The sequence below is a fragment of the Streptomyces sp. NPDC050161 genome (genome assembly GCF_044460025.1).
Lineage (GTDB): Bacteria > Actinomycetota > Actinomycetes > Streptomycetales > Streptomycetaceae > Streptomyces.
This window is the reverse complement of sequence record NZ_JBITJM010000003.1, coordinates 205,003-218,941: the sequence shown is the minus strand read 5'-3', so window position 1 is coordinate 218,941 and position 13,939 is coordinate 205,003. Positions and strand designations below refer to the sequence as shown.

Below are 13,939 nucleotides of genomic sequence, written 5' to 3'. Positions count from 1 at the left end.
TGGCGCGGTGCGCGCGGGGGCCGGCGAGGTGACGGTGAACGGGGTTGCTGCGGCCCTCAGTTGACGGCGCGCTCGCGGGATTCCCAGAACTGGTCCCGCAGGGTGCGGCGGAGGATCTTGCCGCTGGGGTTGCGGGGTACCGCGTCGATGAACGTGTAGCGGGTGGGGATCTTGAAGCCGGCGAGCCGGCCGCGCAGGAACGTCCGCAGTGCGTAGGGGGCGGCCTCGTTCTCCGGCCGGAGGACGACGAAGGCGTGGACCGCCTCGCCCCACCGGTCGTCGGGGACACCGATGACCGCCACGTCCTGCACGGCCGGATGAGCGCCGAGCGCGTTCTCGACCTCGGCGGGGAAGATGTTCTCGCCCGCGCGGACGATCATTTCCTTGATGCGGTCCTGGATGAACAGATAGCCCTGCTCGTCGAGGTATCCGGCGTCGCCGGTGTGCACCCAGCCGTCCTTGAGAGTGGCGGCGGTGGCGTCGGGCAGGCACCAGTATCCGAGCATGCGGGCGGGGGACTTGATGCAGACCTCGCCGACCTCGCCGGGGCCGAGGGTGTGGCCGTCGTCGCCGATGGTCTTCAGCTCGACGCCGGGGTAGGCCCGCCCGGCCGCCCGCAGCCGGGGGTTGCCGGGCGTGTGGTCGGCGGGCGGCAGGCAGACGGCGGTGTTGCCGGTCTCGGTCAGGCCGTAGATCTGTGCGAGGTCGCACCGGAGTACATCGATGCACTGCTGGAGCAGCGAGGCGGAGATGGGCGATCCGCCGTAGACGACGGTGCGCAGGGTGGCGAAGTCGGCGCTGGATATGCCGGGTTCGGACAGCAGGACCAGCAGCAGCGCCGGGGGCATACAGGCGGTGGTGACGCCGGTGGTGCGGATCAGCTCCCGTATCTCACGGCCGCCGAAGGAGCGGATGGCGACGTTGGTGACGCCGGCGTTGAAGCCCTGGGCCGCCCACCACAGCGCGCCGATGTGGGATCCGGAGCCGCCGATGAGGCTCTTGTCGTCGGGCCGGAATTCGTACCAGTCGAGGCCGGCCTCGTCGAGCAGGCCGCGTACCGCGAAGAAGCTGCGGTGGGCGAGGACGACGCCCTTGGGGAGACCGGTGGTGCCGCTGGTGTACATCTGGGCGACGGGGTCGTCGGTGCCGGACGCGGTGGGCGGCAGGGCGCCGGTGCCCGCGGCCTTCCACGCGGCGAAGGCGGGCCCGTCCGGGCCGTCACCGTCCAGCAGAACCAGCTGCCGCAGCTCGGGCAGTTCGGGGTGGAGCGCGCGTGCGGTGGGCAGGAACGCGTCCTCGACGAAGAGGAGTTCGGCCCGGGAGTCGCGCAGGATGTAGTCGACCTCGTCGGCCGCCAGCCGCCAGCTGACGGGGACGAGGACCGTACCTGCGGCCGCGCAGGCGAAGAACAGTTCGTAGAAGAGCGCCGATTCCTTTCCCAGGTAGCCGACGCGGGCGCCCTTGCCCAGGCCCGCCGCGGTCATGGCGAGGGCGCTCCGGGCGCTCTCCTGGTGCAGGCGCCCGTAGCTGACCTGGACGCCGTCGCAGAGCAGGGCGGTGTGCGCGGGCCTGCGGGCGGCGTGGACGGCGAGCCGGGCGTCGAGGGTGTGTGGCAGGGGCGTGGTGGTGTGGCCGGTCATGGGGCAGACCTCTTCAGATGCGGGCGGCACGGAGCCAGTAGGGGCGGCGTCGGAAGGCGTAGGTGGGCAGGTCGGTCAGGCGGGCTCCGGCGGCGGCGAAGACGGCGTCGCCCGCGGTGGATTCGCCCCGGCAGTGCGCAGCGGCGAGCGCCGCCAGCGGGTCCTGGTCGCCGGACGGCGCCGGGCCTGCGGGCTGTGCCGCGTCCGGCGGGGTGCCGTGGCGCAGTTCCGGGGCGCCTTGCCCGTGGGCGAGCGCGGTGAGGCCCCGCAGGTGTCCGGCGCGGTCGGTGGCCGTCACCACGGCCCGGTACGGTGCGCCCGCGCGGCTCGCGGCGAGCGAGCGGCCGATGTCCAGGGCGTCCGCCTCCGGGTGCGCGGCGAGGTGGCGGGCGAGGTGGGCGGCCTGGGCGCGCAGTGCCTCTTCGGTGGCCGCGGACAGCAGCCACGGGACGGCGCGGGCGGGATCTGCCGGTGGCCGGGCGGCGGTCGCCGGGCCCTGCGGCGGCGCTTCTTCCAGGATGACGTGGGCGTTGGTGCCGCTGATGCCGAAGGAGGAGACGGCGGCACGGCGGGTGCGGTCCCCCGCGGGCCAGGGGACGGGGTCGGTCAGCAGCCGGACGGTGCCCTGCGACCAGTCCAGGTGCGGTGAGGGTTCCTCGGCGTGCAGGGTCTGCGGGAGCAGGCCGTGCCGCAGGGCGAGCACCATCTTGATCACTCCGCCGATGCCGCCCGCCGCCTGGGTGTGGCCGAGGTTCGACTTGAGGGAACCCAGCCACAGCGGCCGGTCCCGGCCGCGTTCGGCGCCGTAGGTGTCCATCAGTGCCTGCGCCTCGATCGGGTCGCCCAGCGGGGTGCCGGTGCCGTGGCCCTCCACCGCGTCGATGTCGGCCGAGGCCAGCCGGGCGGCGGCGAGTGCCTGGCGGATCATGCGGCGGTGGGCCTGCCCGTTGGGTGCCGTCAGGCCGTGCGAGGTGCCGTCCTGGACGAGGGCGGAGCCGCTGATCACGGCGAGGACCGTACGGCCGGCCCGTCGCGTGTCCGAGAGCCGTTCCAGCGCCAGCATCCCGACGCCTTCGGACAGGCCCCAGCCGTCCGCGTCCGCGGAGAAGGATTTGCAGCGGCCCTCCGGGGAGAGCATGCCCTGCCGCCCCAGTGCGTGCAGCACGGCCGGGGTCGCCATCACGGACGCCCCGCCGACCAGCGCGAGGGTGGATTCGCCGGCGCGCAGCGACTGGACCGCCGTGTGCAGGGCCACAAGGCCCGACGAGCAGGCGGTGTCGATGGTGACCGCGGGGCCCTGGAGGCCGAAGGTGTAGGCGATGCGGCCGGATGCCACGCTCGGTGAGCTGCCGACGAGGAGATCGGCTGCCGTCCCTTCCGGGGCGTGCCGGACCCGGCCGCCGTAGTCGTTGTACATGATGCCGGCGAAGGTGCCGGTGAGGCTTTCGCGCAGGGACAGCGGGTCGATTCCGGCCCGCTCCAGCGCCTCCCAGGCGCACTCCAGGAGCAGCCGCTGCTGCGGGTCGCAGGCCAGCGCCTCCTGTTCCGACATCCGGAAGGGATCCGGGTCGAAGTCGGCGGCGTGGTGCAGGAATCCGCCTTCCCGGAGGGGGGCGGTGTCCTGGCCGTCCCCGGGCGCGTCCCAGTCCCGGTTGTCCGGGTGCGGGGAGATCGCGTCCCGCCCGTCGGTGAGCAGCTGCCACAGGTCGTCGGGTGACTCGACGCCGCCCGGGTACCGGCAGGCCATCCCGACGATGGCGACCGGTTCGTGCCGCGCTTGTGTGGCCTCCTCCAACTCCCGCCTGGTGCGGCGGAGTTCCAGTGTGACGCGCTTGAGGTATTCCCGTAGCCGGCGGTCGTCTGCCATGGGTGCCTTCCCTTGGGTGCTGCCTGCTGCGGCAGGACCGGTCAGATGGAGCCGAGCTCGTCGTCGATCAGGTCGAAGAGCTGTTCGTCGGTGGCCGCGTCCAGACCGTCGTGGTCCGTCACGGTGTCCCCGGTCCGCACCCGGGCCAGCAGCGTGGCCAGCCGGGAGCCGGCCGCGGCCAGGTCCCCTTCCGTGGCGCCGCCCCACGCGGCTTCCAGCCGGTCGAGTTCCTCCAGGAGTGAGAGCCGGGACGCCTCGGGGGGTGCCTGCGGGGCGGGGGCGGACGCCGCGTCGAGCCGCTCGCCGACGCCGCGGGCCAGGGCGGCCGGTGTGGGGTGGTCGAAGACCACGGTGGCGGGCAGCCGCAGGCCGGTGGCGGTGTCGAGTGCGTTGCGCAGTGCCACTGCGGTGAGCGAGTCGAAGCCGATGTCGGAGAGCGTCCGGTCGGCGGGGTACCGGTCCGCCGCCGCGTGCCCCAGCACCGTGCCGATCTGTGTCCGCACCAGGTCGAGCAGCGCGGCTTCGCGCTCCGGTGCGTCGAGGCGGTCGAGCCGGGCGCGCAGCGCCGCGGGTCCTGGCGCTCCGGCGGGCGCGGCGGCGTCCGGGCGGGCCGAGGGGATCAACGCGCCGAGTACGGCGGGTACTTCGGCGCCCGGTGCGCGCAGCGCCGCCAGGTCCAGGGGCGCCGTCACGAGGACCGGTTCGGCGGCTTCCTGCGCGGTGTCGAAGAGGTCAAGACCCTCTTCGACGGTGAGCGGCCGGGTGCCGGCCACCCGCAGTTGCCGCGCCAGGGCCTCTTGGTCCACGTCCTTGAGCAGGTCGCTGTCCTGTGCCCAGTAGCCCCAGGCCAGCGCGGTGGCGGGGAGTCCCGCCGCGTGCCGGTGCCGGGCCAGCGCGTCCAGCAGGGTGTTCGCCGCGGCGTAGTTGCCCTGCCCGGGGGTGCCGAGTTCGCCCGCGGCGGAGGAGAAGAGGAGGAACCTGCGCAGCGGCAGATCCGCGGTCAGTTCGTGCAGGTGCAGGGCGGCCTCGGCCTTCGGCCGGAAGACGCGGGTGACGCGGTCCTCGTCGAGGGCGGGGATCATGCCGTCGTCGAGGACGCCGGCGAGGTGGACGACGGCGGTCAGCGGGTGCTGTGCCGGGATGCCGGCCAGGAGCCCGGCCAGTTCCCCGCGGTCGCCGACGTCGCAGGCGCGGAGGGCGACGTGTTCGGCGCCGAGTCCGGTCAGCTCCCGCTCCAGTGCGGCGGCTCCGGGCGCGTCCGGGCCGCGGCGGCTGACCAGCAGCAGACGGCGGGCACCGTGCTCGGCGACCAGGTGGCGCGCGACGAGCCGGCCGAGGCCGCCGGTGCCGCCGGTGACCAGGACCGTGCCCCCGGGGTCGACGGGCCCGTCCGGCACCCGTGCCGGGGAGGTGGCCCGTATCAGCCGCGGCGCCAGCAACGCACCCTTACGCAGGGCGAGTTGCGGTTCACCGGTGGCCACGGCACCGGGCAGCGCGCGCAGTGAGGCAGTGGTGTCGTCGGTGTCCAGCAGGACGATGCGGTCCGGGTACTCCCGTTGGGCGGAGCGCACGAGCCCCCACAGTGCGGCGTGGGCCAGGTCGGGGACACCCTCCGCGGGGGACGCGGCGACCGCGCCCCGGGTCACCAGTACCAGCCGGACGGCGGCCAGCCGCTCGTCCGCCTGCCATTCCTGGAGCAGCGCCAGGGCCCGGCAGGTCGCCCGGCGGGCCCGTTCGGCGAGGGTGCCCTGCTGTCCGTCCGTCGCGGCCGGGTGCGGCACGACGAGGACCTGCGGCACGGCCTCGCCCGCGGCCAGCGCCACGGCGAGGTCGGGCAGGGTGGCGTAGCGCCGGGCCCCGGGCACCGCGAGGCCGTCGCCGAGCACCGCGCAGGAGCCCGCGGCGGTGGCGTCGGCCGGTGCCACGGTCTGCCACTCGGTGCGGAACAGCGTGTCGTGGTGGGTGTCCCGGGCCGCGGCGACCGCCGCCGGGTCCACCGGGCGCAGGGTGAGCGCCTCGGCCGATGCCACCGGCCTGCCCTCGGTGTCGGTCGCGGTCAGCGAGACCGAGCCGGAGCTCGCGGGCACCAGGTGGACGCGGAGCGCCGATGCGCCCCGGGAGTGCACGGCGAAGCGGCGCCACACGAAGGGCAGCCGCAGTTGGGGGGTGTCCAGGCCCAGGGAGTGCAGTGCGGCGTCCAGCAGGGCCGGGTGCAGCGCGAACGCGCCGGATCCGTGGTCGCCGACGGCCGCGTCGGGCGCACCGGCCTCGGCGAACAGCTCATCGCCGCGGCGCCATACGGCGTGCAGCCCCCGGAACGCGGGGCCGTACTCCAATCCGGCCGCGTCGAACTGCTCGTACAGACCCTCCAGTGCCACGGGCTCGGCGCCGGGCGGCGGCCAGACGGTGCCGGCCGCGGGCGGCGGGGTGCCGCCGGCAGTGAGCGAGCCCTTGGCGTGGCAGGTCCAGGGCTGCCGCGCGTCCGCGCCGTCGTCGGGGCGGGAGTGGAGGGTGACGGTGCGGCGCCCTGCGGTGTCCTCGGCGCCGACGACCACCTGGAAGCGCACGCCGCCTTCATCGGGCAGCAACAGCGGTGCTTCCAGCACCAGTTCCGCCACCTCGGCGCAGCCGACCTCCTCACCGGCCCGCATCATCACCTCCAGGAACGCCGTGCCCGGCAGCAGCGCCGTGCCGGCCACCGCGTGATCGGCCAGCCACGGGTGCGACGCCAGGGACAGCCGCCCCGTCAGCACCACTCCGTCCGCGTCCACCGACTCGACGACGGCGCCCAGCAGCGGATGGTCCGCCCCGCCGAGCCCGAGCCCGGTCGCGTCACCGGCCGGCTGCCGTACCGGCACCGGCCAGTACCGCTCCCGCTGGAACGCGTACGTCGGCAGCTCCACCCGAGCCGGAGCGGCCCCCAGGACCGCTTCCCACTCCAGGTCGACGCCGCGCACCTGTGCCCGTGCGAGGGACTCCGCGAACTGCTCAAGACCGCCCTGGCCGCGGCGCAGCGACTCCAGTACGGCGCCTTCGACCGAGAGTTCCTCCAGGATCTGCCCGACCGCCACCGTCAGCACCGGATGCGGACTCGCCTCCACGAACACCCGGTGGCCCGCGGCCACGGCGGACTCCACGGCGCCCCGGAAATCGACCGGCCGCCGCACGTTCCGGTACCAGTACCGGCCGTCCAGCATCGCGGTATCCATCGGTTCGCCCGTCACCGACGAGAGGAATTCCGCCTCGCCCGACCGCGGGACGATGCCGCCCAGCATCTCCCGCAGCGGCTCCTCCACGACCTCCACGTGCCGGGAGTGCGAGGCGTAGGCAATGGGAATGCGGCGGACCCGCACGGCGCCCGCCGCCAGCTCCGCGACGAATTCCGCCAGCGCGTCGGCGTCCCCCGAAACGGATGTGGAGGCGGCGGAGTTCACCGCGGCGACGCACAACTTCCCTTCCCAGCGCGCCAGTCGTCGCTCGACCTCCGCGCGCCCCAGCATCACCGAGGCCATGCCGCCCGCCGTCCGGATCCCCTGAAGCGCCCGCCCCCGCAGCGCCACGATCTTCGCCGCGTCCGCCAGCGACAGCGCACCCGCCGCGCACGCGGCGGCGATCTCCCCCTGCGAATGCCCGATCACCGCGGACGGTACGACACCGCAGTGCCGCCACAATTCCGCGATGCCCGTGGTCACCGTGAACAGCGCCGGCTGCAGAACCTCCGTCTCCTCCAGCACGGACGCGTCCCGCACTTCCCGCAGCACCGCGCTCAGCGAGCGGTCGAGATACGGGGCGAACGCCTCTTCGCACCGCGCGACCCAGTCGGCGAACACCGCCGACTCCGCCATCAACTGGCGCCCCATTCCCAGCCATTGCGAGCCCTGACCGGGGAACACCAGCACCACACCGCGCTCGGCCCCCGCGACACGGGAACCCTTCACCACGCCGGGCGCGGTCACCCCGGCGGCCAGCGCCTCCAGCCCCTCGACCGCCTCCGCGCGATCTCCCGCCACCACCACGCCGCGGGAATCGAACGCCGTACGGCTCCTGGCCAGCGCCGCCGCGATCCCCGCGTCCGGCGCATCGGTCCCGGCGCGCAAGAACTCCGCGAGCCGCCCCGCCTGGCCCCGCAACGCGCCATCGCCGCGCCCCGAAACGGGCCACAGCGTCAGCCCGGCGGCACCCGTTCGCGTACTGCCCGCGGTCTCCTGCACCTCGTCGGGTGCCTGCTCCAGGATGACGTGGGCGTTGGTCCCGCTGATGCCGAAGGAGGACACGGCGGCACGGCGGGGCCGGTCCACCTCGGGCCACGGCACCGCGTCCGCGGCCAGCTCCACCGCGCCCGCGTCCCAGTCCACGTGCGACGACGGCGACTTGGCGTGCAGCGACGCCGGGACGAGCCCCCGCCCCAGCGCCAGCACCGACTTGATGACACCCGCCGCTCCGGCCGCGGCCTGCGTATGGCCGATGTTCGTCTTCACCGAACCCAGCAGCAGCGGCGGCGTGCCGGGCTCCCGCTGCCCGTACGTGGCCAGCAGCGCCTGCGCCTCGATCGGATCGCCCAGCGCCGTCCCCGTCCCGTGCGCCTCCACCACGTCCACGTCGCCCACCGACAGCCCGCCGGACGCCAGCGCCTGACGGATCACCCGCTGCTGCGAGGGGCCGTTCGGCGCCGTCAGACCGTTCGACGCGCCGTCCTGGTTCACCGCGGAGCCCCGCACCACGGCCCACACCCGGTGCCCCAGCCGCCGGGCATCCGAAAGCCGCTCCAGGACCAGCATCCCGACGCCTTCGGCGGGTCCGAAGCCGTCCGCGCCGTCGGCGAAGGCGCGGCAGCGGCCGTCGGCCGACAGGGCGCGCTGGCGGCTGAAGCCCTGGTAGACGCCGGGGCCCGAGAGGACCGTCGCGCCGCCGGCGAGCGCCATGGTGCACTCGCCCTGCCGCAGCGCCTGCGCCGCCAGATGCAGCGTCACCAGCGAGGACGAGCAGGCCGTGTCCACGGTCAGGGCGGCGCCCTCCAGGCCGAGCGCGTAGGCGATCCGGCCGGACGCCACGCTGCCCTGGGTGCCGGTGGCGTAGTACATGTCGTTGTCCGGTAGGGACGCGGACAGCAGCGGGTAGTCGAAGTTCGCCACTCCCGCGTAGACGGCGGTGCGGGTACCGCGCAGCGACGCCGGGTCGATGCCGGCCTGCTCCAGCGCTTCCCAGGACGTCTCCAGGAGCAGCCTCTGCTGCGGGTCCATCGCCAGCGCCTCACGCGGTGAGATCCCGAAGAACGCGGCGTCGAACTCCGCCGCGCGGTCGAGGAAGACGCCTTCGCGGACGTAGCTGGTGCCCTGGACGTCGGGGTCCGGGTCGTAGAGCGCTTCCAGGTCCCAGCCACGGTCCTGCGGAAGGGGGCCGTGTGCCTCGGCGCCGTCGGCGACCAGGCGCCACAGGTCATCGGGGGAATCCACCCCGCCGCCGAAGTGACAGGCCATGCCGACGATCACGACGGGGTCGTCCTCGTGCCGGTCGGGTGCCGGGCCGACGGCGCTGCGGGGGTCGGCCCCGGATTCCCCGGTGGCCTCCTCGGGCCGCTGCCCGGCGTCGAGTTGGGAGTCCAGGAAAGCGGCCAGCTGCACCGGGGTGGGGTGGTCGAACACCATGGTGGAGGGCAGGTCGAGCCCGAGCGCCTTGCCGAGCCGGTCGCGCAGGTCGACGGCGGTGAGCGAGTCGAGGCCGAGGTCGAGGAAGGTGAGGCCGGCCGCGTCGTCGGGGACGGTGAACCCGAGCAGGTCGCCCACCTGGCCGCGTACGAGATCGGACAGCGCCCGCGTCCGCGCGGCGCCGGTGAGACCGGAAATACGCCGGGCGAATACCGAAGTTGAGTCCATGGAAAACGCGCCTCCGAAGTCCGCGCGACACCACGTGCCGATAGCAGCGGATGGTTGGGATGCAAATACAGCCCGGCGAAATTTCTTCGTGGTGGCCGAAGAGCACCGGGCGGCGAAGACATTTGATACGCCGAAGGTATGGCCCCGTGCAACTGCCGATACGTTCCCTCTCCTGCGGGTTTACCGTCGGGCACAGCGGCCCGCACCGCCCAACCCTCCCGGCCAGCAGAGCGTTAATGCAGGTCAGCCGATGCGCCTCGGAGTGTCCCGGGTACCCTTCCGAGGCCCCGCGGGGCGCACCCGGGCCTTCAGAGCGCCTTTAGAATCGCTTCAGGATTCCGCTCCGGCATTGACACGCACGGCACTTCGGTCTTTGTCTTAATGGGTATCCACCTCGTGGATGACAGTTCCGCGAAAACCTTCCCCTGCGATGCGGAAGGTTCGTCGTGAGCACGCACGGAATTCCCTCCGCCCCGCACGGGCCGCTGACCGGTCGCGCACCGGTATCGGGAAGTTCGTACGGCCGCCGGTCGGTACGGACCGCCATCGTCGCGGGGATCCTGCAGCGCCCGGCCGCCACAGACAGGTGACCTCCCCCCCCCGTACCGGCACCGGAATCCCCGGCTGACGGCTCCCCCTCCCCGCACCGGCGCCCCATCCGCCGCCCCCCTCACAAGAATCCGGAGAACGCCCACCATGAACATCACGCCGCAGGCAGGCAAGAAACTGGGTGTGACCGTCGAAGGCTTCGACCACACCACCGCGTCGGATTCCGACGTCCAGGAACTCATGCAGGCCGTGTACACCAGCAAGATCGCGGTACTCAAGAACCAGGACCTGTCGACGGATTCCTTCCTGGAGTTGAGCAAGCGACTGGGCCGTCCGGAGCGCTACTACGAGCCGATGTACCACCACCCGGACAACCCGGACATCTTTGTGTCGTCGAACATTCCGCAGGACGGCAAGCAGGTCGGCGTTCCCAAGACCGGCCAGTTCTGGCACGCCGACTACCAGTTCATGCCCGACCCGTTCGGCATCACCCTCATCCACCCGCAGGTCGTGCCGAAGAAGAACCGCGGCACGTACTTCATCGACATGGGCGAGGCATACCGCAGGCTGCCCGATGACCTGAAGGCGGCGGTGGCCGGCACCCACTCCCGGCACACCGTGAGCAAGTACTTCAAGATCCGTCCGGGGGACGTCCACCGGCCGCTGTCCGAAGTCATCGCGGAGATCAAGCAGAAGACCCCGGATGTGCTGCATCCCACCACCTTCACGCACCCACTGACCGGGGAAACGGTTCTCTACGTCAGCGAGGCCGGCACCGTCGAGATCCAGGACGCGCACGGCAACCCGCTCGACGACAAGCTGCTGCGGCAGCTCTTCGAGATCACCGGTCAGCTCGACGAGGAGCTGAGCCACGAGCTGATCCACCTCCAGGAGTTCGAGGTGGGCGACCTGCTCGTCTGGGACAACCGCAGCCTGATCCACCGCGCCCGGCACACCACGACACCGGAGCCGACCGCCTCGCACCGCATCACCGTGCACGACGCCCACAAGTTGTACGAGAAGGAGGCGTGACCATGTCCGCGATCAGCTACCCGACCGACCCGGAAATTCTGGACAAGGTGCTCCAGCCCTACAAGGAGCACTGCAAGTATCTGAAGTCGGCCGATGTCACCGCCGCTGACGGGGTCGCCTCCACACGGTGCACGTTCTCGATCCCCGAGTCCTGCTACATCGATGACACCGGGCACCTCAACTCCGTCGAGGTCAACATCTGCTACAACCAGATGGCGTATTACACCGCCGCCGCGGCGGTCAAGTGGGGGCTGCTGGAGGAGTTCTCGGGCTGGACGATGGACGATTACTGGAAGCGTCTGCTGCCCGACATGCTCATCACCCGGTTCCAGGCCAGGTTCCGGCGCCCGGTCGACCCGCGTGCCTTCGGCGGCGAGGTGGTGTTCAACCGGCTCCAGCGGCGGGCGTCCCGCGTCGGCGACCCGCTTCTGATGATCAACACCACCCACCGTTATTACGACGACGCCGGAGAAGGCTGCGGCGGTGAGGTGACGCTCGCTCTCACCCGCCTTCCCGACTGAACGGCGCCGCACCGCGGTTCCGGTACGGCATGGTGGTCACGGCACACGGCGCGCCGCCCGGCCGTGGCCACCTCCCGTACCGCGACCGCGGGCGCACCCCAGGAAGGACCATCCGTGCAGCACACCGACCCGACCGGCACACCGGCACCCGTGCTCCCCGCCCCCGCGGCGAGCCCGTGGATCCGGCGCTTTCGCCCCTCACCGGAGAGCCGGGTCCGGCTCGTCTGCTTCCCGCACGCCGGGGGCTCCGCAAGCTCCTACCTCTCCCTCTCCCGGCAGCTGCCCGCCGAGATCGAAGCCTGGGCACTCCAGTACCCGGGACGCCAGGAACGGCGCGCGGAGCAGCCGTTCACCGGCCTGCCCGAGCTGGCGGACGCCGTCTTCGACGTGCTGCGGCCCCAACTGGCCGAGCCGTACGCCTTTTTCGGGCACAGCATGGGATCGGTCGTCGCCTTCGAGGTGGCCAGGCGGTTCGAGCGGGCCGGCCTCGCGAGCCCGGTACAGCTGTTCGCCTCCGCCCGCCGTCCGCCGTCCTCCCCGCAGCGCACCACCATCCGGCTGCGGGACGACGACGGGCTGGTCGCCGAGATGGAGCGGCTGGGCGGCACCGCACCCGGGGTGCTGGACGACGAGGAGCTGCGGGCCATGGTGCTGCCGGTCGTCCGCGCCGACTACCACGCGCTGGAGACCTACACCTGCGACCAGGGCGCGGTGGTGCACTGCCCGCTGACCGCGCTCTCCGGCGACGCCGACCCGTCGCTGGCGGTCACCGAGGTCGAGGGATGGCGGGAGCACACCACGGGCGCGTTCGGTGTGTCGGTGTATTCCGGCGGCCACTTCTACCTCGACGGCAATGTCCCCGCGGTCACCCGGGAGATCGCCACCACGCTCCTCGGGCCGTCCGGCGCCGTGTGACGTGAGCCGCCCCGCGGGGCGGCGGCAGGCGCGGACGACCGGCCGGAATCCCCCCGATGACGGTACACATCGCGCCAGAAGCCCTATGCCCCTCCAACTGGGGGTGCCCCGGCAACACAGCGTCGCGGGATGCTGACGTTCCGACAAACCACCGTCGGCGCAAGGCTGTTGTGGCGTGACCCGGGGCACTCCGGTGGCGCCGTGACCGGGCTCCGCCCGGCGGTGAGACATGCCAGGCCCGGGGAGCTCGCCATGAGCTGTTGGATGACTGGTGAAGGAGAAACCACGGTGATCACCCGGCAGCGGCCCCGCCGATTCGTCTGGATGCCGGTGGACGGCACGGTACTGGAACGGCTCACCGACCGGGAACGTGAGGTACTGCTCCTGCTGACCCAGGGGCTGTCGAACGCGGAGATCGCGGACAGCCTCGTGCTGTCCGCGGCCACCGTCAAGACCCATGTCGGGCGGATGCTCGCCAAGTTGCATCTGCGCGACCGGGTCCAGGCGGTGGTCTTCGCCTACGAGGTGGGGCTGGTGCAGGCCGGCAAGGACCGCTGCTGCTGACCGCTCCGCACTGCGCTGAACCGCCCCGCCGATGCGCGGGGCGCGGCGCTGTCGTGGCGCTGTCGTGGCGCTGTCGTGGCGCTGTCGTGGCGCGGAAGGCTTCGCGCACGGAACAGCCACGGAACAGCGGAGACGGCGGCCCCGCAGGACCGCCGTCTGCGCTGCACCGCCCGTCACACCGCCAGGCGCATGCCGGGCCGCTCGTCGTCGGACCGCAGGATCGTCCGCTGGAGTTCCCGCAGCGCCTGGCAGGGCTCCAGGCCCAGTTCGCGGCGGATCGTCTCGCGTGCGCAGTGGTAGACGCGCAGTGCCTCGGCCCGCCGGCCCGACCGTGACAGGCAGCGGATGAGCTGCTGGTAGAAGACCTCGTGCAGCGGGTGTTCGGCGAGCAGGGAGCGCAGCAGTCCGGCCATCTCCTGGTAGCGGTCCAGCGCCATGCCGGACTCGACGAACAGTTCGGCGCACTCGATCCTGGCTTCCTCGGCCCAGCGGACGAAGCCGCCGACGATCGGCCCGTCCGCCACCCCGTTCAGCACCGCGCCACGATGCAGGGAGAGCGCCGCGCCCAGCACCGTCGCCGCCTTGTCGTGGTTCTTGGCGCGCGCCGCCTGCCGCCCGTCGCGCAGCAGTTGCTGGAAGCGGTGCAGGTCCAGCTCGCCCGGCTCGACGCGCAGGAGATAGCCGGGCGCCTCGGTGCCGATCGGGCTCTCGGGCCGTCCGGGGCGGGCGAGGATCTTCCGCAGCTGGGAGACGTGGACGTGCAGGGAAGCGGTCGCGCGCCGTGGCGGGTTGCTGCCCCAGATCTCGCGGGTCAGCTCGTCGCCCGACACGACGTGGTTGGCCCGGACGAGCAGCGCAGCCATCAGAATCTGCATCTTCGGCGCGCTGACCGAGGAGACGCCGTGGTCATCGGTCACCCGAAGCGCACCAAGAATGTCATACCGCATGAATGGCTCCTCGCTCTCCCGCTGCACTGTC

General features: G+C 72.7%; 5 protein-coding genes and 3 pseudogenes. 4 read left to right on the top strand and 4 right to left on the bottom strand.

Annotated elements, in window-relative coordinates; translation table 11 throughout:
• Positions 1-56 precede the first annotated feature (56 nt).
• The 3 genes and pseudogenes from ACIBK8_RS06395 to ACIBK8_RS06385 form a co-directional block, all read right to left on the bottom strand.
• On the bottom strand, positions 57-1,640 hold the full coding sequence (locus ACIBK8_RS06395) for a long-chain-fatty-acid--CoA ligase (protein WP_399040433.1): 1,584 nt from the start codon (positions 1,638-1,640) through the stop codon (positions 57-59).
• Positions 1,641-1,653: 13 nt separating this feature from the next.
• Positions 1,654-3,507: pseudogene (locus ACIBK8_RS06390) on the bottom strand (type I polyketide synthase); the annotation flags it as partial.
• A 41-nt stretch (positions 3,508-3,548) separates the two neighbouring features.
• A pseudogene (locus ACIBK8_RS06385) lies at positions 3,549-9,368 on the bottom strand (type I polyketide synthase); the annotation flags it as partial.
• Between the two features lie 708 nt (positions 9,369-10,076).
• Between ACIBK8_RS06385 and ACIBK8_RS06380 the strand changes: the two are divergent.
• The 4 genes and pseudogenes from ACIBK8_RS06380 to ACIBK8_RS06365 form a co-directional block, all read left to right on the top strand.
• Positions 10,077-10,961: a TauD/TfdA dioxygenase family protein gene (locus ACIBK8_RS06380; protein WP_399040432.1), complete on the top strand. Its 885-nt coding sequence runs from the start codon at positions 10,077-10,079 to the stop codon at positions 10,959-10,961.
• Between the two features lie 2 nt (positions 10,962-10,963).
• Positions 10,964-11,482, top strand: a complete 519-nt coding sequence (locus ACIBK8_RS06375; RefSeq protein ID WP_399040431.1) for an FcoT family thioesterase — start codon at positions 10,964-10,966, stop codon at positions 11,480-11,482.
• Positions 11,483-11,596: 114 nt separating this feature from the next.
• Positions 11,597-12,397: a thioesterase II family protein gene (locus ACIBK8_RS06370; protein WP_399040430.1), complete on the top strand. Its 801-nt coding sequence runs from the start codon at positions 11,597-11,599 to the stop codon at positions 12,395-12,397.
• 345 nt (positions 12,398-12,742) lie between these two features.
• A pseudogene (locus ACIBK8_RS06365) lies at positions 12,743-12,961 on the top strand (response regulator transcription factor); the annotation flags it as partial.
• A gap of 173 nt (positions 12,962-13,134) precedes the next feature.
• On the opposite strand, the gene ACIBK8_RS06360 reads toward ACIBK8_RS06365, so the two are convergent.
• Positions 13,135-13,908 (bottom strand): BTAD domain-containing putative transcriptional regulator, encoded by a 774-nt coding sequence (locus tag ACIBK8_RS06360; RefSeq protein WP_399040429.1) that lies wholly within the window; start codon positions 13,906-13,908, stop codon positions 13,135-13,137.
• Between the last annotated feature and the right edge of the window lie 31 nt (positions 13,909-13,939).

Coding starts and splice junctions, on each gene's coding strand:
- ACIBK8_RS06395 (WP_399040433.1), bottom strand. CDS start 1,640: ATGACCGGCCACACCACCACGCCCCTGCCACACACCCTCGACGCCCGG.
- ACIBK8_RS06380 (WP_399040432.1), top strand. CDS start 10,077: ATGAACATCACGCCGCAGGCAGGCAAGAAACTGGGTGTGACCGTCGAA.
- ACIBK8_RS06375 (WP_399040431.1), top strand. CDS start 10,964: ATGTCCGCGATCAGCTACCCGACCGACCCGGAAATTCTGGACAAGGTG.
- ACIBK8_RS06360 (WP_399040429.1), bottom strand. CDS start 13,908: ATGCGGTATGACATTCTTGGTGCGCTTCGGGTGACCGATGACCACGGC.